Source organism: Sphingomonas sp. Xoc002 (assembly GCF_050408055.1).
In the GTDB taxonomy this organism is placed as follows: Bacteria; Pseudomonadota; Alphaproteobacteria; order Sphingomonadales; family Sphingomonadaceae; genus Sphingomonas; species Sphingomonas yabuuchiae.
Genome location: NZ_CP191175.1, coordinates 1,840,223 through 1,863,061 on the forward strand (window position 1 = coordinate 1,840,223; position 22,839 = coordinate 1,863,061).

Here is a 22,839-nt window from a genome sequence, read left to right on the forward strand (position 1 = left end):
TGTCGCGGGTTCGTCACTATCGGTCTTGCGCCAGATGCGTCATGATCGCCGCGGGGCAACAAGCAAGGGGCGGGCGCAGTGATTCTGGCGTTGATGATGGGTGCCGCTCTGGCGGGGGGCGAACTGCCGCCCAAGCGGGAGCGGGCGATGCTGGCCGAGGCACAGCATATCTATCGAGGTGCTGGAAACCGTCTTTGGCCGGGCTTTGCCAAGGTGCCCCTGGACTTGGTGCTGATCGGGCCGAAGCGCGAGACCCTGTTTTGCCACCGGGCGGTCAAGGGCTTTGCGTCAGCGGGGCGTGATCCGCTCACAAAATGTTCGTTGCAGATCCGCCCTCGTGAACTGGATATCGGCCTGTCCGCCGCTGCCGATTTCTTTTCGGGCGGGGAGACGATCGCGATCGGTTATCCCGAGGCTTTGGAAATGAGCGCCGCCTATTGGAAAGCCATGGTGCTGCACGAGGCATTCCATCTCTATCAATCGCATATGCCCAACTACGCCCGAACAGTCGAAGCATTGGGCTTAAGTGCTGGATCGAGCGATGGCAGCTGGATGCTCAATTATCCATTCCCCTATGCCGACCCTGGAGTGGGGGCGGCCTTTTTGACGATGGGGAATGCGGCCTTGGCCTTTCTGGACGCCAAGTCGCCACAGGAGCGTCGTTCTGCGACCAATGCCTATGTGACGGCGCGTGAGGCGGCGCTGGCGAAGGTCAGTCCGGCGGACCGGCGCTATTACGAGTTTCAGGTCGGTCAGGAAGGCGTTGCGCGCTGGACCGAACTGACCCTGGCCCGGCAAGGCGATGCCGCCATGCGCAACGACTCGGCGGGACGCTGGAGCGGACTTGCAACGAGCCTGCGCGCGGTTCGCGACCAAGGCTTGAAGGTCTGGAAACGAAGCGCATTATACGTCTATGGCGCGATCGAAGCAGAGATGTTGGAGCAAGCGGGCGTGAATTGGCGCGAGGAGTATCGCCGCCATCCCTTCGGTCTTGGTGATCAATTGAAGCGGCTGAACTAACCCAGCCGCATCGCCACCGCGATGGCGACGCCGGAAAAGGCCAGTGCGGTCGCGATCCAGCCTGCGCCGGTGCGGATCGCCGCTTCGATGCCGCTGGTGGAAAGGCCCGACTGTTCGCTCTCCAGCTTGCGGGTGGTCGCGCGGATCAGGCGGGGGAGGTCGTCGCCCAGCCGGTCGAGCTCCAGCGCCAGCGCTGCGGCCCGCCTGGTCCAGCGTTCGGGGGCGAGACGCGCCTCTACGATTCGTGTGCTGGCCCGGCGCAGCGCGGCCGACAGGTCGAAGTCGGGCTGGATGCCGCTCAGCACGCCGTCGATGGTGATGAGCGCCTTGAACAGCAGCAGCATGTCGGGCTGCAGGACGATGCGTTCTTCGCGCAGTACCGGGAATATGTCGCCGAGGATCGCCGCGAGCCGCAACGCGCCGCCACCATGCCGGGCCACCAGCCGGTCCGCGACCGCCTGAAAGCGATCGGGCGGAATATCATCGGTTTGCGACCATTGCTTCAGCGTCTCTGCCAGCAAGGCCGGGTCGCTGTTCGCGATCGACTGGGTAAAGGCGATCACCTCTTCGCGCCGACGCGGGGAAACATGGCCGATCAGGCCGAGGTCGAGCATGGCGATCCGGTTGCCGGGCAGGCAGAGCAGATTGCCGGGATGCGGGTCGCCGTGGAAGCGCCCGTTGATGAGCGTCATGTCGAGCACGATGTCCGCCCCGGCCGAGGCGATGGCCGACGGATCGATCCCCGCCTGTTGCAGGATCGCGGCGTTGCGCGGCGGCACGCCTTCGATGAAGTCCATCACCAGCAGTGTTTCGGACGTCTGCGTCCAGTGGATCGTCGGGACGACCACCCGCGTGTCGCCTGCGAAATCCTCACGCATGCGGTCGGCGTTACGGCCTTCGTTGGTGAAGTCGAGTTCTTCCAGGATGTCGCGGCCGAGTTCGCGCACCATTCGTACCGCGCCATAGCGCCGAGCTTCGGCATTGGTCGCCTCGACCATCACGGCGAATTGGGTCAGCAGGCGCAGGTCGGCTTCCATCACCGGGCGGATGCCGGGGCGGCGGATCTTGAGGACGACCTCCGTGCCATCCGCCAGCGCCGCGCGGTGAACCTGCGCGATCGAAGCGGCGGCCAGCGGTTCGGGATCGAACCGGGCGAAGGCGGTCTCGGGCGGCTCGCCCAGCGCGGCTTCCACCTGTTCGCGCAAGTCAGCGAAGGGCAGGCGCGGAGCGGCGCTGTGGAGTTGTTCGAGCTCGGCAATCCATTCGGGCGGCAGCAGGTCGGCGCGGGTGGCCAGGATCTGGCCGAGCTTGACCCAGACCGGGCCGAGGGCCTCCATCGCCTGCCGAGTGCGCGCGGGCAGGTCGAAGGGCAGGGCATCCGGATCCCGCCGCGCCGGATCGAGCCCGAGCCGCGCCAGCAGCATGTCCAATCCGAAGCGCGAAGTGGTCGCGATCACCTCGGCCAGTCGGGTGCGGTCGCGTGCGGCAACCCGGATCGCACCCAGCATCATGGCCTTAGATATAGGGCGGCTGGGTATAGCCCGCCGGGCTGAGCGTGAAAATTTCGCAGCCCTCTTCGGTAATGCCGATGGAATGCTCGAACTGTGCCGACAGCGAGCGGTCGCGTGTCACCGCCGTCCAGCCGTCATCGAGCAGCTTCACGTCGGGGCGCCCGATATTGATCATCGGTTCGATGGTGAAGATCATGCCGGGCTTCAGCTCGGGGCCGGTGCCGGGGCGACCGACATGGACGACTTCGGGCGCGTCGTGGAACAACAGGCCCAGGCCATGGCCGCAGAAATCGCGGACCACGCCGTAACGATGCTTTTCGGCATGCTGCTGAATGGCATGGGCGACATCGCCCATATGATTGCCGGGCCTGGCCTGCTCGATGCCCAGCATCAGGCACTCATAGGTCACCTCGACCAGCTTGCGCGCCTTGAGCGGCACGTCGCCGATCAGGTACATGCGGCTCGTATCGCCATGCCAGCCATCGACGATCGGGGTGACGTCGACATTGACGATATCGCCCGACTTCAACGTCTTTTCGGACGGAATGCCGTGGCAGACGACATGGTTGATCGAGATGCAGGTCGAATGGGTGTAACCGCGATAGCCCAGGGTCGCGGGCACGCCGCCGCGCTCGAGGATGAACTGGTGGATCAGGCGGTCGATCTCGGCGGTGCTGACGCCCGGCACCATGTGCGGGACCAGCATGTCCAGCGTCTCGGCGGCCAGACGGCCCGCCTTGTGCATCCCGTCGAACGCCTCGCGGCCCCAGAGCTTGATCGCGCCGGTCCGCCCCTGGGGCGCGTCGGCTGAAACGGTCACATAATCGGTCATGACGGCGATATAGCGTGGCGCGACTGTTTTTGCGAGGCTATGTCGGGCGCATGGAAACCGCGACCCCATCCGAGCGCATCTGGACCGCCGCGCTGATCGTCATCGGCGACGAAATCCTCTCGGGCCGGACGCAGGATCGCAACATCGCGCAGCTGGCCACCTGGTTGAACGTACAAGGCATAAGATTGGCCGAAGTGCGGGTCGTCGCCGACCGGCCGGACGCGATCGGCGAAGCGGTGAACACGCTGCGCGTCCGCAACGACTATCTGTTCACGACCGGCGGCATCGGGCCGACGCATGACGACATCACGGTCGACGCGATCGCTGCGGCGCTGGGCGTGCCGGTGATCGAGCATCCCGAAGCCCGCGCGGTCCTGGAGGATTATTATACAACACGCGGCGGGGTGACTGCCGCCCGCGCCCGGATGGCGCGGACGCCGGAAGGCGCCTCACTGATCCCCAATCGTGTGTCGGGCGCGCCGGGTATCCGCATCGGCAACATCTTCATCATGGCGGGCGTGCCGCACATTACGGCTGGCATGCTCGACGCGCTGACCGGCACGCTGGAGGGCGGCCGCCCGGTCGTGTCGGGAACAATCGGCTGCTGGGTCGGCGAGAGCGAGGTCGCCGAGTTGCTCCGTCAGACCGAAAAGACGCATGAGGGCGTGGCCATCGGCAGCTATCCCTTTTTCCGCGAGGGGCGGACGGGGGCGAATTTCGTCGTGCGAAGCCCCGATGCGGTGCAGGTCGACGCCTGTCTGCGGGATCTGACCCTCGCTCTGGAAGCCGATGGTCGCAACGTCATCGCGGGCGGCATCTGAGCCGCCGATCCTTTTGAATTGTTCGTACTTTTTCAAGACTGGCGCCCTAAAGGCGGGTCATGAGGTAGCGTATGCCTACCCCGAATGGTCGATGATATGGAGTGGTTCCGGATGCGGATTGCGGTGACTGGAACAGGGTGGATCGTTCGCCCCGATGCGGTTTTGGGACTCTAAGCCAATGGCCGCCCCCATCCTCGTTACCGGTGTGGCAGGCTTTATCGGTCACGCCACCGCCCATCGCCTGCTCGCACGTGGTGAGACGGTCATCGGGATCGATAATCTCAACGACTATTACGAACCGGCGCTGAAGCGAGCGCGGCTTGCCAGTTTGCAGGGCGTTCCCGGATTTTCCTTCCATGCGATGGATGTTGCGGATGCCGGAGCCGTCGCCGCGCTGTTGCGGGACCATGGCGTGGACCGCGTCGTCCACCTCGCGGCGCAGGCGGGCGTGCGCCACAGCATCGACCATCCCTTCGCCTATGAACGGTCCAATATCGGCGGGCAACTCGCGGTGCTGGAGGCCTGTCGCCACCAGCCGGGTTTCGTCCATCTCGTCTATGCCTCGTCCAGCTCGGTCTATGGCGACAAGCCGATGGGCGGGCAAGGGTTCAGCGAGGACGAGCCGTCCGTTTCCCCCGTGTCACTCTATGCCGCGACCAAGCGCGCCTGCGAATTGATGAGCCAGTCCTATGCGGCGCTCTACGGCTTTCCACAGACGGGGCTGCGCTTCTTCACCGTCTATGGCCCATGGGGGCGGCCGGACATGGCCTATTTCTCGTTCACCCGGAAAATCCTGAACGGCGAGCCGATCGAGATTTTCGGCGAGGGCCGGATGGCGCGCGACTTCACCTATATCGCGGACATCGTCGACGGCATCGTGGGTGCGCTGGACCACCCGCCCGAGCGCGGTAGCCACCGCATCCTGAACATCGGCGACAGCCAGCCGGTCGGTTTGATGGACATGATCTCCACGCTCGAGCGGACGCTGGGCCGCAACGCGATCAAGATCATGAAGCCGATGCAGCCGGGCGACGTGACCGCCACCTATGCCGATGTGTCGAAGCTCAACGCGCTGACCGGCTATGCCCCCAAGGTCGCACTGGCCGAAGGCCTGGAGCGCTTTGTCGCCTGGTATCGCGATTATTATCGCGTGTAAGAGGACGCGACGGCCATCGGTGTGATGGAGCGGGTGAAGGGAATCGAACCCTCGTATTCAGCTTGGGAAGCTGCTGCTCTACCATTGAGCTACACCCGCGTCGTGGTGCTGCCTATTCAAGCCATGGGAATTTAGCAAGCGGTTGGGGCCAAATTTCTTCGGGGTCGTCAGCCCAGGATCGACTGGCCCAGCGCCATGGTCTTGCCGTTGGTTACGATCACCCGGTCGCCCAGTTTCGTCGCGGCGAACAGCTTTTTGGCAAAGCCGGTAGGTACGCCGATACAGCCATGGGTGGCGTTGCCGTAGCGCACATCGCTGGCGTGGATGGCGACGCCGTCATTGGTCAGCCGCAGCATATAGGGCATGGGCGCGTCGTACAGATTGGAGACGTGGTCCGCGTCCTTTTGCAGGATGGGAAACACGCCGAGGGGCGTCGGCATATTGTCCGCACCATAGATGATCGCAGCTGTCCCGATCTCATAGCCGTCGCGGAAGATCGAGACGACCTGCGCGGTCAGATCCACCGTGATGACGATGGGACCGCCGGGCGCGCCGCTTTCATCCCATACGAAGTCGCCGTGCTTCAATGGCCCCTTCAGGTCCAGGATACGGCGGACGACGAAGGGCGCGGGCGTCGGGGTAGGCGAGGGGGCCGCGACCGGTGGCGGCGGAAGGATGCGTGGCGCTGTCGTCTTGGCGGGCCGGGGCGCGTCATCGCGAGCGGCATGGCGGGCCAGCATCACGCCGCCGCCCGCCACGCCCAGAAGTATGGCTCCCGCCAGAATTTGCAGCGCTCTCATCCCGCGCCTTCTACCACCCCTTCTTCAACAAGGGATTAGCGGATTTCGACCGTGACATGGCCGAGCGCGGCCATCCCCTCCAGCCGCCGATGGATCGTCGCGCTGGTCAGCGCCGTGTCGATGCCCTCGACCGACAGGACCACGGCATGGGCGGTGGGTCCGATCCGCCAGATGTGGAAGTCGTGGATGCGCAGGTCGCCGGGTGCCTCCACCCGGTCGCGGACCTGACTGGCGAGCTTGGGATCGGCCGCGTCGAGCAATACGGTCGAGGCCTGGCGCATCAGTCCGACCGACCAGTTGGCGATGACCGCCGCACCGAGCAGCCCGACCGCCGGATCGAGCCAGACCCAGCCCAGATAGCGCCCCGCCACCAAAGCCAGGATGGCCATGACCGAGGTCAGCGCATCCGCCAGGACATGGATATAGGCCGCGCGCATGTTGGTGTCGCCGCCATAGCGGTCATGCGAATGCCCGTGATCATGGTCATGATCGTGATGATCGTGCGAATGGCCGTGGCCATGGGAGTGGCCGTGGCTGTGTCCATGATCATGCCCGTGGCCATGGCCGAGCAGCCAGGCGCTGGCGATGTTGACCAGCAGACCCAGTACCGCGACGAAGATCGCATCCCCGAATGCAACCGCATGCGGATCGGCCAACCGCATGACCGACTCATAGGCGATGCCCAGCGACACCAGCCCCAGCACCATCGCCGATCCGAAGCCCGCCAGTTCGCCGACCTTGCCGGTGCCCCAGCTATAGCGCGGATTGGCGACATGACGCTTGGCATAGGAATAGGCGATCGCCGCGATCCCCAATGCCCCGACATGGGTCGCCATGTGGAAGCCATCGGCCAGCAGCGCCATCGATCCGGTCAGATAGCCCGCGACGATCTCGCCGACCATCATCCCCGTCGACAGCCACACCACCAGGCGGGTGCGGCGCGCATTCTCGTCATGGGCATGGCCCAGATAGTCATGGCTATGCGTATTCATGGGGGCGTTCACGGGGCTGTTCACGGCAAGACGTCCTTGATCGGCAATCAGCGGAAATGACGGCGGAGCAACTTGGCCAGCTCGGTCGCCGCGGCCTTGCGTTCCTCGTCGGACAGGTCGGGGGCTGCGACATGGGCGTGGAGGTGATCCTCGACCAGCTCGTCCATCAATCCCGCCACCGCGCCGCGAACGGCCGCGACAAGATGCAGCGTCTCGGCGCAATCGGCTTCGGCCGTCACCGACCGCTCGATCGCGGCCACCTGTCCCGCGATCCGCCGGACACGCGCGATGATCTTTTCCTTGCTGGTAGTGACATGCGCCATAATGGATAGGGGTATAGGGTATATGGCAGTTTCGATCAACTGGCGGGTTGCATATCCGCTGCGGCATCCGTCAGAAGGGCTGCCATGAAGAGCAAAGGTACGGGCATGATGGGAAAAATTCGGCGTGGGGGTTTGATAGCGGTGGCATTGACCGCATCCGCCCCGGCGGCGGCGGAGTCGATCCTGTTCGTCGGCAACAGCTTCACCTTCGGCGCGCATTCGCCGGTCATGCGCTATCGCCCCGATCTGGTCCGCGACCTGAACCGGGAAGGCATTGGCGGCGTGCCCGCGCTGTTCAAGACCTTTGCGAAGGAAGCGGGCCAGGACTGGCAGGTCAGCCTGGAAACCGCGCCCGGTCGCGACCTCGCCTATCATTACGAGCAGAAGCGCAAGGAGATCGACCGGCGCTGGGATGTCGTCGTGCTACAGGGCTATAGCACCCTCGATGCGCAGCGGCCGGGCGATCCGACGCGTCATGCCGAGGCCGCCGGGCTGCTGACCGCCATGCTGCGCCGGGCCAATCCGCGTGTTCGGGTCGAGCTGGTGTCCACCTGGAGCCGTGCGGACCTGACCTATCGTACCGCCAGTCCCTGGCGCGGCAAGCCGATCACCGCGATGGCGGACGATCTGGCGGTCGGCAACGCCTATGCCGTGCGACGCTATCCCGAAATCTCGGGTACGATCCCGGTGGGGCAGGCATGGAACAGGGCCTGGGCAGAGCGGGTCGCCGATCCGAACCCTTATGACGGCATCGCCTTCGGACAGGTCGATCTGTGGAGCTGGGACCAGTATCATGCCAGCGCGGCAGGCTATTATCTGGAGGCGCTGGTCGTCTTCGGAAAGATCACCGGGTTCGACGTCCGGCGGCTGGGCGAACAGGAGCGGGCGGGGATCGATCTCGGGCTGGAGCCGCGTCTCATCGGCCGGTTGCAGGCGATCGCCCATGCCGAGGTGACGGCCGTCACGCCGTAACGATCGCGCCATCGCGCACCGTGACCGGCCAGGGCGTCAGGCGCTGTCCCATACAGGGGCCGCCCAGACATTGGCCGTCCGCCACGTCGAAAATCGCACCGTGCCAGGAACAGACGATCCGTTCCCCATTCGGGGTCAGATAGGCGTCGAGTTCCTGTGCCAGCGGCAAGCCCATATGCGGGCAGCGGTCGACATAGCCTTGGACCGCTTCGCCACGCCGCACGACGAAGCCGTGAAAACGGCCCGCCCGCATCTGGAGCACGAAATTGCGTGCCGCGCCGTCGGCGACGGTATCGAGTGGGCCGAGCGTGATCCCGGCGGGCGTAGCGGTCAGGCGTTCGTCGCTCATGCCGCGTCGCCCTGAACCTCGGGTGATGCCTCGGGCACCCGTTCGCGCAGGCGCTGGGACGCCGCGACGAGCAGGGGAAAAGGCGACAGGTCGACAGCGAACCGCTGGGCATTATAGACTTGCGGGAGGATATGGCAGTCGGCCAGCGTCGGCGTATCGCCATAGGCATAGCCCGCGCCGTGCCGCTCGATCAGCGTCTCCAGTGCGGCGAAACCCTCCGTCACCCAATGGCCGATCCAGCGGGTGATGGTGGCTTCGTCGGTGCCCATATCCTGCCGCAGCATCGTCAGGACGCGCAGATTGTTGATCGGGTGGATATCGCACGCCACGATCGCCGCCATCGCCCGCACCACGGCCCGCCCGGCGCTGTCGCCGGGGAGTAGCGGCGGATCGGGATAGCGTTCCTCCACCCATTCGAGAATGGCGGGGCTCTGGATCAGCGGACCGTCCGGCCCCTCCAGCACCGGCACCAGGCCCTGCGGCTGGAGCGCGCGATAATCGGCGGCTCGCTGCGCCCCCATACGCAAGTCGTGAGCGACGCTGATATAGGACAAGCCTTTCAACGCCAGTGCCAATCGCACCCGATAGGCGGCGCTCGACCGCCAATAGCCGTGGAGAGTCAGGCTCATAGGGGCAGCTTGGCCTTGGGAAAGTCCTTCCACACGGCGTCGTAATCGAGCTGCGCATGCGACAGCGCATGGGTCGTCGGGCGATAGGGCCAGCAGCTTTCGACCATGAAGGCCATGGTGCCTTCGATCCGGTGCGGCTTCAGCTCCGCGTTGCTCGCCCCCTGCCAGCTGGCGAGGTCGGGGCCGTGGCCCGCCATCAGATTGTGGAGCGACAGGCCGCCGGGTCGGAAACCTTCCGCCTTGGCGTCATAGGCGCCGGTGATCAGGCCCATCGCCTCCGACATGACGTTGCGATGGAACCAGGGCGGACGGAACGTGTCCTCCGCGACCATCCAGCGCGGTGGAAACAGGACCAGATCGGCATTGGCGCGGCCCGGCACGTCGCTGGGTGAGGTCAGCAGGGTGAAGATCGACGGATCGGGATGGTCGAAGCTGACCGTGTTGATCGTGTTGAAATGCGACAGGTCGTAGCGCCAGGGCGCGAGATTGCCGTGCCACGCCACCACGTCGAGCGGGCTGTGGTCGAGCGTCATCGTCCAGAGCGAGCCGAGGAATTTCTGGACCACCTGGGTCGGCTCGTCGCGATCCTCGAACCAGGCAATGGGCGTCTCGAAATCGCGCGGATTGCCCAGCCCGTTCGCGCCGATGGGGCCCAGATCGGGCAGGCGGAACAGGCTGCCATGGTTTTCCGCGACATAGCCCGCCGCCTCGCCATCGGGCAGTTCGACGCGGAAGCGGACGCCGCGCGGGACCAGCGCGATCTGGCCTGGCGCGATGTCGATCCGGCCCAGCTCGGTCAGGATGACCAAGCGGCCCGATTGCGGCAGGAAGACGAGTTCGCCGTCCGCATCGACGAACACGCGTTCCATGTTGCGGTTGCAGGCATAGACATGGACGGCGACGCCCTCCAGATCCGCCGGATCGCGGTTGGCGAGCATCGTCGTCATCCCGTCGATCCAGTCGGTACCCGGCGGCGTCATCGGCGCCGGATCCCAGCGCAGGCGATTGGGGGGCAGGGGGCTGGTGCTGGTGCCGGGCGCGAAACGCGGCGCGCCGTCATAGGGCTCGTAGGGCGGATGCTCGGCGGTCGGGCGTAGGCGGTAAAGCCAGGAGCGACGATTTTCGTGACGCGGCGCGGTGAAGGCGGTGCCGGACAGTTGCTCTGCATAGAGACCGTAAGCCGGGCGCTTTGGTGAGTTGCGGCCGATGGGGAGGGCGCCGGGAGCCGCCTCGGTCGCGACGTGGTTGCCGAAGCCGGGGATGTAGGATCTCGTCATCTCTTTTCCTCTCCACAACACGCCAGCGCGTCAGACGCGGCCAAGCCGCGCCTTATGCGCTGGCTCGGCCGCGCTGGCCGGGCTTGCTCGCGCACCTTCGTGCGCGCATCGGCGGATGCTTATGCATCCACCGTGATGACGCCGCGCCGGATCTGGTCCAGCTCGATGCTCTCGAACAAGGCCTGAAAATTGCCGTTGCCGAAGCCTTCATTGCCCTTGCGCTGGATGATCTCGAAGAAGATCGGACCGACCATATTCTCGGTGAAGATCTGGAGCAGGATGCCCTCTTCGCCGACATTGCCGTCGATCAGGATACGGTTCTTGCGCAGCCGCTCCAGATCCTCGCCATGGTTGGGCACGCGCTTGTCGACCAGTTCGTAATAGGTCTCGATCGTGTCCTGCAACCGGACGCCGCGTGCGCGCAGCTTTTCGACGGTTTCGTAGATATTGTCGGTGGTCAGCGCGAGATGCTGGATGCCTTCGCCATTATACTCGCGGATGAATTCCTCGATCTGGCTCTTCTCATCCTGGCTCTCGTTCAACGGGATGCGGATCGCCTTGTCGGGGGCGATCATCGCCTGGCTGAACAGGCCGGTCGCCTTGCCCTTGATGTCGAAATACTTCTGTTCCTCAAAGCCGAACAGCTTGGAGTAGAAGCCCGACCAGGTGCGCATCTCGCCGCGCCGGACATTGTGGGTCAGGTGGTCGAGCAGGTCGAGCCCGACATTGTTCTCCATCTCGGCCTGCTGCCAGCCTTCGATCTCGGTCCAGTCGGCGAACAGGTCGCTGCCCGCCTCGACCAGATAAAGATAGCTGCCGCCGATCCCTTCGATCGCCTTGGCATCCGGGGTCAGGCACCCGCGCGCCGCGTCGACCGGGGTGGCACCGCCCTTGACCGCGTGGTCGAACGTCTCGGCCGGGTCGGCGACATAGAAGCCCATGCCGCTGGCCGATGGGCCGTGCTCAGCGCGGAAGTCCGCCGCCTGGCCCTGCTCCTCGGCGTTGAGCAACAGGGTGATGCGGCCCTGCTTGTACCGGGTGATCGCCTTTGCGGGATGGCGATGCGTCGGAACGAAGCCCATCGCGTCGAACTGGCGCGCCAGCGTATCGGGCTCGGGCGTCGTGAATTCGCAGAATGCGAAGCCGTCCAGGCCCAGCGGATTGTTCGGGGTGGTTGCCATGACGTCCAACTCCTGATCCAGTATCTTCCGTTACCAGATCGCAGAATGGAGAATTGGTGTCAAATGTTACGATCTCGCGAATTGCGGCTGGATGGCTTCCTTCCCTATCGCCTGTCGATTACGTCCAATCTGGTCAGTGACCATATCGCCAGCGCCTATCAGCAGCTGTTCGGGCTCACGATTCCCGAATGGCGGCTGATCGCGATCGTCGCGGAGGAAGGCGCGGTCGCCCAGTCGGCGGTGTGCGAGCGCAGCCGGATGGACAAGGTGACGGTCTCGCGCGCCGCCATCGCGATGGTCGGGCGCGGCCTTCTGGCCCGCAACGCGCATGACGGGGACCGGCGCTCGCACCTGCTCGTCCTGACCGAAGCAGGGCGTGAGCTTTACGCCGATGTCGCGCCCAAGGCATTGGAACTGGAGGCGCAGCTATTCGCCGGGTTCACGCCGGACGAGCTGGAGGCGTTCGTGACCATGCTCCACCGGATCGACGCCGTCGCGTTGGCGCAGCGGGATCAACCCAGGATCGTGCGGTAAAGCTGAAGATAGCGATCGGCCATGCGGTCGACGGAGAAGCGGTCGGCCGCCACCTTTCGGCAGGTCGCCCGGTCGATCTCGCCGATCCGGCCGACCGCTTCGATCGCCTGTTCGACGTTCTCGACGAGGAAGCCGTTCACCCCGTCCTCGATCAACTCGGGCATCGATCCACGCCGGATCGCGATGACCGGCGTGCCGCAGGCCATCGCCTCGACGACCGACAGCCCGAACGGCTCGTCGAAGTTGATGAGGTGGAGCAGCGCCTTGGCCTGTCCGAGGGCGTCAGTGCGATCCGTGCCGCCGACCGGACCGCGATAGACGATCCGGTCGTCATCGACATGGGGGCGGACTTCGCGCTCCCAATAGCCCTGATCCTGCACGATGCCCGCCATTACCAGACGGTGGCCGGTCGCCTGGGCGACGGCGATCGCTTCGGCGGCACCCTTGTCGGGATGGATGCGACCGAAGAAGAGAAGATCGTCGCTACCCATTGGATCGAAGGGAAATTCCTCGATCGGGATACCGTGATGGATGGTGTCGGCATAGTGTAGGCGGGGGTGGCGATCCGCGTCCGAGATCGCGACATAGTGTACGCGCTCCTGATACGGCTCGTACATCGGCACGATGCGCTCCGACGAGAAGCCATGGATGGTCGTCACCATCGGGGTGTCGACCAGTCCGGCAAAGGCGTGTGCCGGAAAATCGGCCTGATTGTGGATCAGGTCGAACTCGCCTGCCCGCTCGAACACGGCGGCGAGATGGCGCATTTCCCACACCTTGGCATCGACGCTCGGGTCTTCGGAATAGGGGGCGGGGACGGGGCCCGCCAGCGTGGCGGCGGTGATGCTGTCCTGCGTCGCAAAGAGGGTGACGTCGACGCCGCGCGCGACCAGCGCTTCGGTCAGCAGGCTCGTCACCAGCTCCCAGGGGCCATAGGCGCGCGGTGGGGTCCGCCACGCGATCGGGGCAATCATCGCGATCTTCATGCGGGCGCGTCGACTTTCAAAATAAGGCCCTCATTGGGGCGCAGATGGGAAGGCGTATCGCTCGGCAGATCGCCGAGCGTTGAGAGAATGGGGCGGCCGGTCAGGCGGAGGGGCGCCGATTCCGCACGGAGGTTGAGTGCGACGACGAAGCGTTCACCATCCTGTTCGCGCTCATAGGCGAGCACCGATCCCTCCGCCTCGATCAGCCGGATGGACCCGCTAGCCAGCGCCGGACTGCTTCGCCGGAGCGCCAGCAAGGCGCGGTGAAGGGCCAGCATGGAGTCGGGCTCGGCCAGTTCGTTGGCGACGTTGCGCGCTTGCCAACCGGCTCCCAATGGAAGCCATGGCTCACCGGTCGTGAAGCCGCCCTGCGCGCTGTCATTCCATGGCATCGGCGTGCGCACGGGATCGCGACCGAGCCCCAGGCCCGGCTCGCGCAACTCGCGCGGGTCGCGGACACGGTCGGGCGGAATGACGCCATTCTCCATGCCCAGCTCGTCGCCATAATAGAGCGTCGGCGTTCCGCGCAGCGTCAGCAACAGCATCGCCGCCACCCGCGCCTGCGCCGCACCGCGCTTGGTCGCGCTGCGCGGGCGGTCATGGTTGCCGAGCACCCAGTTGGGCCAGCCGCCAGGGGGCAGGGCGGCTTCATATTCCGCGATCATCCGCGCCAGATGGCGAGCGTCCCAGGGTGCGTCGATCAGCTGGAAGTTGAAGGGCAGATGCACGCCCTCGCCATGCTGCCCATAATAGCGCATCAGCCGCTCGACCGGCAGGTAGATCTCGCCGATCAGCACGCGGTCGTCCCCCTCACGGCCGAACGCATCGGCGATGGCCCGCATGTCGGCGGCGATGTCGTGGACCTCGGGCTGGTCGGTCGAATGGATCTGAAACACCCGGTGCATCTCGCCCGTCGCCGGGTCCCAGTCCGGATTGAGCGGATTGTCCGGGAAGCCCGCATGTTTGACGATGTGCCACAACACGTCGATCCGAAACCCGTCGACCCCGCGCGCGAACCAGAAGCGCAGCACGTCGAGCATCGCGGCGCGAACCTCCGGGTTGCGCCAGTTGAGGTCGGGCTGTTCCTTCAGAAAGGCGTGATAATAATATTGGCCGGTCGCCTCGTTCCAGGTCCAGGCGGGGCCACCGAAGTCGCTGATCCAGTTGTTGGGTGGGCCGCCGTCCGGGGCTGCATCGCGCCAGATATACCAGTCGCGCTTGGGATTATCGCGGCTCGACCGGCTCTCGACGAACCAGGGATGTTGGTCCGAGCTGTGATTGGGCACGAAGTCGAGCAGCAGCTTCAGCCCGCGCGCATGGGCCGAAGCGAGCAGCGAGTCGAAATCGGCCAGTGTTCCGAACCGGCTGTCGACACCGCAATAGTCCGCCACATCATAACCGAAGTCGGCCATAGGTGACGGAAAGATAGGGGAAAGCCAGATCGCGTCGACGCCCAGATCGACGAGATAATCGAGCCGCCGCTCGATCCCCCGGAGGTCACCGATGCCGTCCCCATCGCTGTCCTGAAACGACCAGGGATAGATTTGATAGAGGACAGCCGACTGCCACCAGGGCCGCGCACTCATGCGAACAGGTCCTTGGACAGGCGGGTCATGCGGCAGGCCAGATCGGCCTCGCCGCTCGCCACCAGATAATGGTCGCCCATATCGATGATGCCGGTGGAAAAGACGACGGGCGTCGGCAGATACATCTGGTGTGCGATCGAGGCGGTCAGTTCGGGCGCGGCCTCCATGATCGGCCGATCGTCGGCGAGGCGCAGGATGCGAGTGGGTTCGTCCCTGTCGAGCAATGCCCAGAAGCTGCGATAGATGCCGACCGACTCGCGCCGCTCGACCCCGTGATAAAGGGTCAGCCAGCCATGTTCGGTCAGGATCGGCGGCGTACCTCCGCCGACCTTCATCGCCGACACCGAGTCCTTGCGCGCCCGGATACCGGGCGCCTCCAGCGGTTTCCAATGCAGCGCATCGGGCGAGGTCGCAAAATTGATCGACGGTCCGCCGACAAAGGGGCTGTCGTCGGGATAGGCGAAATACACCTCACCCAGCGGCCGGGTCAGCGCCATGAACCGGCCGTCGACCAGCCCCTCGAAAAACAGCACATCCTTGTTCTGATGGTCGAGGATGATCCCCGCCAGCCGGTAATCCAGGCCGTTGTCCGAGATATGGAGCGTCGTCGAATGCCGCTCGGCCGACACCGAGCAGGTCGTCATGTACCATCGGTCGCCGACCCGGCTGATCCGGGCGTCCTCCACGCCATAGTCCTGCCAGGTTGCGGCCGGTTCGATCGCCTTGTCATAGTGGACCGCGACGATCGTCGAGCCGTCCGCCGATAGCTCGACCGGCAACAGCCATGACAGGGAGGTCAGGGCGAGTATGCGGTGCGCGCTGCTGCGAATGGCGAACTGGCGGGGGTCGGTCATGTCGACTGCCGAGAGCGGGTAGCGGTCGAGGACATAGCCCGTGGTCGTCCAGCGGATCGCACGAACATGATCGCCATCGACCGGCTGGCTCAACGCCTCGGCCACGCGAACCATCAGCAGGATGTTGCCATTGGCCAGCCGGGTCATGCCCGGGTTGAACGCCCCCAGAACATAGGTCGCCTCTGATATGCCGCGCCGAAGTGGGGAGCGGGACAGATCGACATCATCGGGGCGGAAGATCAGCAGGTCGTCGGACATGGCCCGCCAACGCCCGCTATACCCTCGCGTTCCCGATGAAGATCGCGCCCCGTCGCTCAACCCGCGGTTGCGACCTTCAGGAACACCGACCAGCGATGCTCGAAAAAGGCGTCCGGCGTCATCCCGTTGAAGGGGTCGGGAAGATCGAATTGCATCCGGCGGCTCGGTCCGTCGAGGATATCGGCCAGCAAACTGAACAGTGCCATCGCGCTGTCGTCACGCCGCAACAGCCCCGAATCCTGCGACGCCTGGATGCAGGCGATGATCGGATCGGCCAGTACGCGGTCCCAGGTCGCGAATCGCTGACGCAATTCCTCGGAGAAAATCGCCTCCGATGTCAGAAAAGCCATGAACCGGACCGAGTCCGGCTCGACGCAGAAAAAGAAGAAGCGGCGGGCGGAATTCTTCAACCGCTCCAACGGATTGGCCCCGCTGCTGTCGTCCAGCATGGCCTGGTTCAACCGGTCGAGGTCGCGCGTCACCACCGCGTCGAGAAGCGCCATCTTGCCGGCATAGCGGCGATAGATGGTATGCTTGCTAACCCCCACGGATAAGGCGATTTCTTCCATCGAGGTGCCCTCGATCCCGCGGCTGCAGAACGCCTCTCGCGCGCCGGAAAGGATGATATCGTCAATATGCTGCGCCTGCTCGCGAGTGGGGCGTCCAGCGGTCCGTTTCGTGACTGTCATGTTCCCCTCTTGCGTCCTCCCAGGGCATTGGTCAAATTTAATTGCACCTCCGCGTTGCTTTTTCGCAGGCGCGAAGTACAGGGGAACCGAATGACCGAAACGTCATGTGCTTCAGGGAGTTTCACGGGGTGTCCAAATTTACCGTCCTGGGGTCGTCGCTCGCGATGGCATTGGCGCTGACGGCGTGCGCGCAGGAAGCGTCGCAGCAGCAGGAGGCTGCTCCGCCACCGCCCCTCGTCACCGCGATCACCGTGCTGTCCGCTGCCGTGCCGAATATCATCGAGCTGCCCGGCCGGATTGAGGCGATCCGCACCGCCGAGGTGCGGGCCCGGACCGACGGTATCGTCGAGGCGCGGCTGTATCGTGAAGGTACCGACGTAGCCGAGGGGCAGCCATTGTTCCGCATCGACCAGCGCGACTACCGCGCGCAGGTGCAACAGGCCCAGGCCGCGCTGGCACGGGCCGAGGCGGCGCGGGTGAACGCCGCGTCGATCGTCCGACGTTACCAGCCGCTGGTGTCCGAACGCGCGGTCAGTGCGCAGGAGTTCGACGCCGCCCAGTCCACGCTGCGCCAGGCGGATGCCAGCGTCGCCGATGCTCGCGCCGCCCTGTCGCGTGCGCAGTTGCAGCTGAGCTACACCATCGTCCGCGCGCCCATCGCCGGTCGTGTCGGTCGCGCACAGGTGACCGAGGGCGCATTGGTCAGCGCAACCCAGGCGACACCACTGACCCAGGTCGACCAGCTCTCGCCGATCTACGCCGTCTTCACCCAGTCGAGCGCCGCGCTGAGCGAGTTGATCCAGCAGGCGCGCTCGGGCGGTCTGGCGCTGCCCGACCTGTCGCACATCACGGTGCGCCTGACGCTGGAGGACGGATCGGAATATGGTCCGACCGGCCAGCTTGACTTTGCCGGACAGACGGTGGACCCGACGACCGGCAGCCAGCAATTGCGTGCACGCTTCCCCAACCCGACCCGCGCCCTGCTGCCCGGACAGTTCGTCCGCGCGCATGTCAATGCGGGCACGATCCGCAACGGCATCTCGGTGCCGCAGCGCGCGGTCCAGCTGAGCAATCAGGCAGCCTCGGTCATGGTGGTCGATCAGGCGGGCACGGTCCAGTCGCGCCCGGTCACGCTGGGCGGTCAGGTCGGCAGCAACTGGGTGATCCTGTCCGGTCTGAAGCCGGGCGAGAAGGTCATCACCGAGGGCTGGCAGAAGGTACAGCCGGGCCAGAAGGTTCGCATCGGGCAACCGGGGCAGCCCGGCGGCGCGCAGGCACAGGCGCAGGCGCAGGCGGGCGGTCAACCCGCCACAGGCCGCTGATCGCCGGAGTAGAGCATCATGAACCGCTTCTTCGTCTATCACCCGGTATTCGCCTGGGTGATCGCGCTCTTCATCGCGCTGTTCGGTGTGATTTCGCTGCGGCTGCTGCCGATCGAGAGCTATCCGTCTGTCGCGCCGCCCGCGCTCAATCTGGCCGTCAGCTATAACGGTGCCGATGCCGAGGTGATGGACCGTTCGGTGACCGCGGTCATCGAGAAGGAACTGAACGGCGTCGACAATTTCCTCTACATGGCGTCGACCAGCCGTTCCAACGGCACTGCGCAGATCACCGTCACCTTCAAGCCCGGCACCGACTTGGACGTCGCGCGCACGCAGATCCAGGATCGCCTGAGCCGCGCCGAACCGCGCCTGCCGCAGGAGGTCCGCGCGCTGGGCATCCAGGTGACCGAGGGCTCGGCGGGCTTCCTGGAAGTCATCACGCTCAGTTCCAAGTCGGGCAAGACCAGCCCGGTCGAGATGGGCAACTTTGCCGAGAACAACATCCGCAACGAGCTTCGCCGTATCGACGGCGTGGGCGACGTGCAGTTGTTCGGCTCGCCCTATGCGATGCGTATCTGGCTCGATCCGCAGAAGCTGGCGGGCTATAGCCTGTCGGCGTCGGAAGCGCTGGCCGCCGTGCAGGAACAGAATAGCCAGACGGCGGGCGGTTCGATCGGTGCGCAGCCGCTTAACCGTACCGCCGAGTTCACCGCGCAGATCATAACCCAGAACCGCTTCGCCACCCCGGAGCAGTTCCGCCAGATCATCATTCGCGCGAACCCCGACGGTTCGGCCGTACGCCTGGGTGATGTGGCGCGCGTCGAGCTGGGCAAGGACAATTACGGTTTCCGCCTGACCCTGAACGGCAAGGAGACCGTGGGTCTGGCCGTCCAGCTGGCCAGCGGCGCGAATGCGCTGGCGACGGCGGACGCGGTCACGGCCAAGATGAAGCAGCTTCAGACAAGCTTCCCGGCCGATGTGACGTGGAGCGTGCCCTTCACCACGACGCCGTTCATCACCGCCTCGGTCGACAGCGTGATCCATACGCTGGTCGAGGCGATGATTCTCGTCTTCCTGGTGATGTTCCTGTTCCTCCAGAACTGGCGCGCCACGCTGATCCCCGCAATCGTCGTGCCGATCGCTTTGGGCGGCGCCTGTATCGGCCTGCTGGCCTTCGGCTTCTCGATCAACACCCTGTCGCTGTTCGGCATGGTGGTGGCGATCGGCATCCTGGTCGACGACGCGATCGTGGTCGTCGAGAATGTCGAGCGCATCATGTCGGAGGAGGGGCTGAGCCCCCGCCGCGCGACCGTGAAGGCGATGGGCCAGATCACGGGTGCGATCATCGGCATCACGCTGGTTCTGGTCGCGGTGTTCATCCCGATGGCGTTCTTCCCGGGCTCGACCGGCGGTATCTATCGCCAGTTCTCGGTGACGCTGGCCGTGTCGATCTTCTTCTCCGCCGTGCTCGCGCTGACGCTGACGCCTGCGCTGTGCGCGACGCTGTTGAAGCATGAGGATGCGCATCAGGAGGACCGACGCGAGCCCAAGCCGGGCGTGCGCGGCCTGCCGCAGCGTTTCTTCAACTGGTTCAACGACAAGTTCGGCCGAGGTACGGAGAAATATACGGGCGGCGTGAAGCGGATGATGTCGCGGCCGGTCCGCTGGCTGGCGGTGTTCGCCGTCGTCGTCGTCATCACCGGCCTGATGTTCACCCGCATCCCCGGCGGCTTCCTGCCGACCGAGGACCAGGGCTATATCTTCGTATCCTATGACGCGGCGCCCGGCGCGACGCTGGAGCGGACGGGTGAGGCGATCACCAAGGTCGAGAAGTTCCTCCATGACCAGCCGCAGGTGTCGGACATCGTGTCGGTCGCGGGCTTCAACTTCTTCGGCCAGGGCCAGGCGGCGGGTATCTCTTTCGTCAACCTGAAGCCCTGGCACGACCGCAAGGGGACCGAGAACAACTCGACCACGCTGGTCGGCAAGACGATGGGCTTTGTCCAGTCGATCCCGGAGGCGACCATCTTCGCGCTCGACCCGCCGCCGATCCAGGCACTGGGCAATGCGACGGGCTTCTCGATGAAGATCGAGGATCGGTCGGGCCTGGGCGCAGCGGCGTTGCAGCAGGCCCAGGGCGCGATCCTGGCCAAGGCGTCGCAGAACAAGGCACTGATGGGCGTCCGCCCCGAAGGTCTGGGACCGGCGCCGCAGCTCTACGTTGACATCGACCGTATCCAGGCGCGTGCGCTGGGGCTCCAGATCGCGGATGTGAACCAGACGCTGTCGATCGCCTTCGGCTCGGCCTACGCCAACGATTTCGTCCGCGAAGGCAATGTGTTGCGCGTCTATCTTCAGGCCGATGCGCCGCAGCGCATGTCGCCCGAGGACGTGTTGGCGCTTCGCGTCCGCAATGCGCAGGGCAATATGGTGCCCTTCTCGGCCTTCACGAAGGTGCGGTGGCAGAACGGGCCGCAGCAGCTGGAGCGGTATAACGGCTATCCGTCGCTGACCGTCTCGGGCATGGCAGCGCCCGGCCAGTCGACCGGCACCGCGCTGAAGCAGATGGAGCAGATCGCACGCGAGGTGATGCCGGCCGGCATGAGCTTCGAGTGGACCGGCACGGCCTATGAAGAGCAACAGGCGGGTGGCCAGATCGGCCTTCTGCTGGGCCTGTCGTTGGTCGTGGTCTTCCTGCTGCTCGCCGCGCTCTACGAAAGCTGGGCGATCCCGCTGGCGGTGTTGCTGGTGGTGCCGTTCGGCGTGCTGGGTGCGGTGTTGATGACCATCTTCCGGGGCTTCTCGGCGGACGTGTATTTCAACGTGGGTCTCATCACGATCATCGGTCTGGCCGCGAAAAACGCGATCCTGATCGTCGAATTCGCGATCGAGGACGAGGAGGGCGGCCGTTCACCCTTCGAGGCGACGCTGGAGGCGGCGCGCCAGCGTCTCCGCCCCATTCTGATGACCAGCCTCGCCTTCATCCTGGGCATGGTGCCGCTGTTCATCGCGACGGGGGCGGGCGCGGCCAGCCGTCGGGCGGTGGGCACCGGCGTCATGGGCGGCATGATCGCGGCGACGGCATTCGGCATCTTCTTCACGCCGGTCTTCTACATCGCGGCCAAGAAGTGGCTGGCGCGCGAGCATGACCATGAGGCCGCCGATGCCGAGGAGGAAGCGCGCGAGCGTGAGGCACGAACCGGCGAAGAGGAGGGCGCGGCCCATGCGTAAGGCTATGTCCCGTGCGGCCGCCATACTGGCGCTGACCAGCGCGCTGGCGGGCTGCAACCTGGCACCGCAATATCGTCAGCCCATCGCGCCCGTCTCCGCCACTTATCCCGAGGCGGCGAGCGGCACCCGGACGGCGGCCGAGATCGGCTGGCGCGAGTTCTTCGCCGACGAGCAGCTCAAGGCCTATATCGCCGCCGCCCTCGTCAACAACCGCGACCTCGCCCAGGCGGTGGCGCGGGTGGCGCAGGCGCGGGCGCAATATCGCATCCAGGATGCGCAGCGCCTGCCCGCGCTGGACGCCACGGTGGGGGCAGCGCGGACGCGGGTACCGCTCAACTCGCTGGGCTTCGGCAATGCGATCCCCGGCGCGGGGGATGCACAGAACCCCACCTCGATCACCTATAACCAGTTCTCGCTGGGCGCGCGGGTGTCGAGTTTCGAGCTGGATTTCTGGGGCCGGGTCCGCAACCTGGCCGAGGCGCAGCGACGGCAATATCTGGCGACGGTGGAGGCGGAGCGTGCCTTCCGCCTGTCGCTGGTCGGACAGGTCGCCGCGACCTATCTCCAGATCCGCGCCGCCGAAGAACAGATTGCGCTCGCAGAGCAGACCGTCACCAGCCGCCGTGAGGGGCTGGGCATTGCCAAGCGGCGGATGGATGCGGGCGTGACGTCCAGCGTCGATTACGACCAGGCGGCAGCCCTGCTGACCCAGGCCGAGACGCAGTTGGCCGAGCTTCGCCGCACCGTGGCGCAGTCGCAGAATTTGCTGACCGTGCTCGTCGGCGGCCCGATCACCGCGCCGCTGCCCGTCGGACGGCGGCTGGGCGACCAGAACCAGTTCGCTGCGATCGAGCCGGGCCTGCCTGCCGCACTGCTGGTCAACCGGCCGGACGTGCTCCAGGCCGAGCAGCAACTGCTTGCCGCGAACGCCAATATCGGCGCGGCGCGCGCGGCGTTCCTGCCCAGCATTTCGCTGACCGGGCTGGCGGGTTTCGTCTCGCCTGCGCTCAGCAGCCTGATCGACGGCAATTCGACCCAATATCAGGTGCAGGGGGCCGCCTTGCTGCCGATCTTCGACTGGGGCCGCCGCAACGCGCAGCTGAGGCTCAGCCGGGCGCAGGCGGACGAACTGACCGCCGCCTATCAGCGCACGGTGCAGGGTGCGTTCCGCGAAGTCGCCGACGCGCTGGTCGCCCGCCGCCGCTATGCCGAGCAGATCGAGGCGCAGACCCGCGCCGTCGATGCGCAGCGGCGGCTCGCCCGGACGGCGCGGCTTCGCTACACCAACGGCATCGCCATTTATCTCGAAGTGCTGGATGCCGAGCGCAACCTGTTCTCGGCCGAGCAGCAATTGCTGACCCTGCGCAGCGCGGCGCTTCAGAACGACGTTACCCTCTATGTCGCGCTGGGCGGTGGCCTGCGCGAGGGCGGAGCGGCGTCGACGGTTCCCGCGAGCGGCTAATCCCCACCTCCCCCGGCCGCCGCGGTTGAGCGAGGGGCGTACGGGGTCCCCCCC

21 protein-coding genes, 1 tRNA gene and 1 pseudogene are annotated in these 22,839 nt (G+C 65.6%); 8 read left to right on the forward strand and 15 right to left on the reverse strand.

Annotated elements, in window-relative coordinates:
• Nucleotides 1-78 precede the first annotated feature (78 nt).
• Nucleotides 79-1,020: a hypothetical protein gene (locus tag ACQR50_RS08085; protein ID WP_428970539.1), complete on the forward strand. Its 942-nt coding sequence runs from the start codon at nt 79-81 to the stop codon at nt 1,018-1,020.
• Here the strand turns inward: ACQR50_RS08085 and ACQR50_RS08090 are convergent.
• Both ACQR50_RS08090 and map read right to left on the reverse strand, forming a co-directional pair.
• A complete protein-coding gene (locus ACQR50_RS08090; RefSeq protein WP_428970668.1) occupies nt 1,017-2,528 on the reverse strand; it encodes an ABC1 kinase family protein in 1,512 nt (503 codons plus the stop codon). The two genes, ACQR50_RS08085 and ACQR50_RS08090, sit on opposite strands and share 4 nt — an antisense overlap.
• Nucleotides 2,529-2,535: 7 nt before the next feature.
• Nucleotides 2,536-3,363, reverse strand: coding sequence for a type I methionyl aminopeptidase (map, locus tag ACQR50_RS08095; protein ID WP_428970540.1), 828 nt, complete (start codon nt 3,361-3,363; stop codon nt 2,536-2,538).
• A gap of 50 nt (nt 3,364-3,413) precedes the next feature.
• On the opposite strand from map, the gene ACQR50_RS08100 reads away from it, so the two are divergent.
• Both ACQR50_RS08100 and ACQR50_RS08105 read left to right on the forward strand, forming a co-directional pair.
• The gene (locus tag ACQR50_RS08100; protein ID WP_428970541.1) at nt 3,414-4,184 is read left to right on the forward strand and encodes a competence/damage-inducible protein A; all 771 of its coding nucleotides are present in this window, start codon (nt 3,414-3,416) and stop codon (nt 4,182-4,184) included.
• A 178-nt stretch (nt 4,185-4,362) separates the two neighbouring features.
• Nucleotides 4,363-5,340, forward strand: a complete 978-nt coding sequence (locus tag ACQR50_RS08105; RefSeq protein WP_428970542.1) for an NAD-dependent epimerase/dehydratase family protein — start codon at nt 4,363-4,365, stop codon at nt 5,338-5,340.
• Nucleotides 5,341-5,365: 25 nt separating this feature from the next.
• On the opposite strand, the gene ACQR50_RS08110 is transcribed toward ACQR50_RS08105, so the two are convergent.
• The 4 genes from ACQR50_RS08110 to ACQR50_RS08125 form a co-directional block, all read right to left on the reverse strand.
• Nucleotides 5,366-5,439, reverse strand: a tRNA-Gly gene (locus ACQR50_RS08110).
• 68 nt (nt 5,440-5,507) lie between these two features.
• Complete coding sequence (locus ACQR50_RS08115; RefSeq protein WP_428970543.1) at nt 5,508-6,140, reverse strand: L,D-transpeptidase family protein; 633 nt, start codon at nt 6,138-6,140, stop codon at nt 5,508-5,510.
• A 35-nt stretch (nt 6,141-6,175) separates the two neighbouring features.
• Nucleotides 6,176-7,132, reverse strand: a complete 957-nt coding sequence (gene dmeF / locus ACQR50_RS08120; protein WP_428970544.1) for a CDF family Co(II)/Ni(II) efflux transporter DmeF — start codon at nt 7,130-7,132, stop codon at nt 6,176-6,178.
• A 47-nt stretch (nt 7,133-7,179) separates the two neighbouring features.
• Nucleotides 7,180-7,455, reverse strand: a complete 276-nt coding sequence (locus tag ACQR50_RS08125) for a metal/formaldehyde-sensitive transcriptional repressor (protein WP_428970545.1) — start codon at nt 7,453-7,455, stop codon at nt 7,180-7,182.
• A 141-nt stretch (nt 7,456-7,596) separates the two neighbouring features.
• On the opposite strand from ACQR50_RS08125, the gene ACQR50_RS08130 reads away from it, so the two are divergent.
• Nucleotides 7,597-8,427: a PEP-CTERM sorting domain-containing protein gene (locus ACQR50_RS08130; protein ID WP_428970546.1), complete on the forward strand. Its 831-nt coding sequence runs from the start codon at nt 7,597-7,599 to the stop codon at nt 8,425-8,427.
• Here ACQR50_RS08130 and ACQR50_RS08135 read toward each other — a convergent pair.
• From ACQR50_RS08135 to hppD, 4 genes are all read right to left on the reverse strand, one after another.
• The gene (locus ACQR50_RS08135; RefSeq protein ID WP_428970547.1) at nt 8,417-8,776 is read right to left on the reverse strand and encodes a Rieske (2Fe-2S) protein; all 360 of its coding nucleotides are present in this window, start codon (nt 8,774-8,776) and stop codon (nt 8,417-8,419) included. The two genes, ACQR50_RS08130 and ACQR50_RS08135, sit on opposite strands and share 11 nt — an antisense overlap.
• Nucleotides 8,773-9,405 (reverse strand): maleylacetoacetate isomerase, encoded by a 633-nt coding sequence (maiA, locus tag ACQR50_RS08140; protein WP_428970548.1) that lies wholly within the window; start codon nt 9,403-9,405, stop codon nt 8,773-8,775. Before maiA ends, ACQR50_RS08135 begins: the two co-directional genes overlap by 4 nt.
• On the reverse strand, nt 9,402-10,682 hold the full coding sequence (gene hmgA / locus ACQR50_RS08145) for a homogentisate 1,2-dioxygenase (RefSeq protein ID WP_428970549.1): 1,281 nt from the start codon (nt 10,680-10,682) through the stop codon (nt 9,402-9,404). The genes maiA and hmgA overlap by 4 nt, the downstream gene beginning before the upstream one ends.
• Nucleotides 10,683-10,801: 119 nt before the next feature.
• Nucleotides 10,802-11,863 carry a 4-hydroxyphenylpyruvate dioxygenase gene (gene hppD / locus ACQR50_RS08150; RefSeq protein WP_428970550.1) on the reverse strand — a complete coding sequence of 354 codons (1,062 nt, stop codon included), beginning with the start codon at nt 11,861-11,863 and terminating at the stop codon, nt 10,802-10,804.
• Between the two features lie 63 nt (nt 11,864-11,926).
• Between hppD and ACQR50_RS08155 the strand changes: the two genes are divergently transcribed.
• Nucleotides 11,927-12,397 (forward strand): MarR family winged helix-turn-helix transcriptional regulator, encoded by a 471-nt coding sequence (locus ACQR50_RS08155; RefSeq protein ID WP_076716162.1) that lies wholly within the window; start codon nt 11,927-11,929, stop codon nt 12,395-12,397.
• On the opposite strand, the gene ACQR50_RS08160 is transcribed toward ACQR50_RS08155, so the two are convergent.
• From ACQR50_RS08160 to ACQR50_RS08180, 5 genes and pseudogenes are all read right to left on the reverse strand, one after another.
• Complete coding sequence (locus tag ACQR50_RS08160) at nt 12,376-13,383, reverse strand: glycosyltransferase family 4 protein (RefSeq protein ID WP_428970551.1); 1,008 nt, start codon at nt 13,381-13,383, stop codon at nt 12,376-12,378. The genes ACQR50_RS08155 and ACQR50_RS08160 overlap by 22 nt on opposite strands.
• Entirely contained in the window at nt 13,380-14,969 is a 1,590-nt protein-coding gene (locus ACQR50_RS08165; protein WP_428970552.1) for an alpha-amylase family glycosyl hydrolase, read from the reverse strand. Before ACQR50_RS08165 ends, ACQR50_RS08160 begins: the two co-directional genes overlap by 4 nt.
• Nucleotides 14,966-16,081, reverse strand: coding sequence for a glycosidase (locus ACQR50_RS08170; RefSeq protein WP_428970553.1), 1,116 nt, complete (start codon nt 16,079-16,081; stop codon nt 14,966-14,968). Before ACQR50_RS08170 ends, ACQR50_RS08165 begins: the two co-directional genes overlap by 4 nt.
• Before the next feature lie 56 nt (nt 16,082-16,137).
• A complete protein-coding gene (locus ACQR50_RS08175; RefSeq protein ID WP_428970749.1) occupies nt 16,138-16,584 on the reverse strand; it encodes a TetR/AcrR family transcriptional regulator in 447 nt (148 codons plus the stop codon).
• A 39-nt stretch (nt 16,585-16,623) separates the two neighbouring features.
• Nucleotides 16,624-16,770 (reverse strand): annotated as a pseudogene (locus ACQR50_RS08180) (hypothetical protein); the annotation flags it as partial.
• A gap of 128 nt (nt 16,771-16,898) precedes the next feature.
• Between ACQR50_RS08180 and ACQR50_RS08185 the strand changes: the two are divergent.
• The 3 genes from ACQR50_RS08185 to ACQR50_RS08195 are packed head-to-tail and all read left to right on the forward strand — an operon-like array spanning nt 16,899 to nt 22,785.
• Nucleotides 16,899-18,092: an efflux RND transporter periplasmic adaptor subunit gene (locus tag ACQR50_RS08185; protein WP_428970554.1), complete on the forward strand. Its 1,194-nt coding sequence runs from the start codon at nt 16,899-16,901 to the stop codon at nt 18,090-18,092.
• An 18-nt stretch (nt 18,093-18,110) separates the two neighbouring features.
• Nucleotides 18,111-21,323: a multidrug efflux RND transporter permease subunit gene (locus ACQR50_RS08190; RefSeq protein ID WP_428970555.1), complete on the forward strand. Its 3,213-nt coding sequence runs from the start codon at nt 18,111-18,113 to the stop codon at nt 21,321-21,323.
• Entirely contained in the window at nt 21,316-22,785 is a 1,470-nt protein-coding gene (locus ACQR50_RS08195; RefSeq protein WP_428970556.1) for an efflux transporter outer membrane subunit, read from the forward strand. Before ACQR50_RS08190 ends, ACQR50_RS08195 begins: the two co-directional genes overlap by 8 nt.
• Nucleotides 22,786-22,839 lie beyond the last annotated feature (54 nt).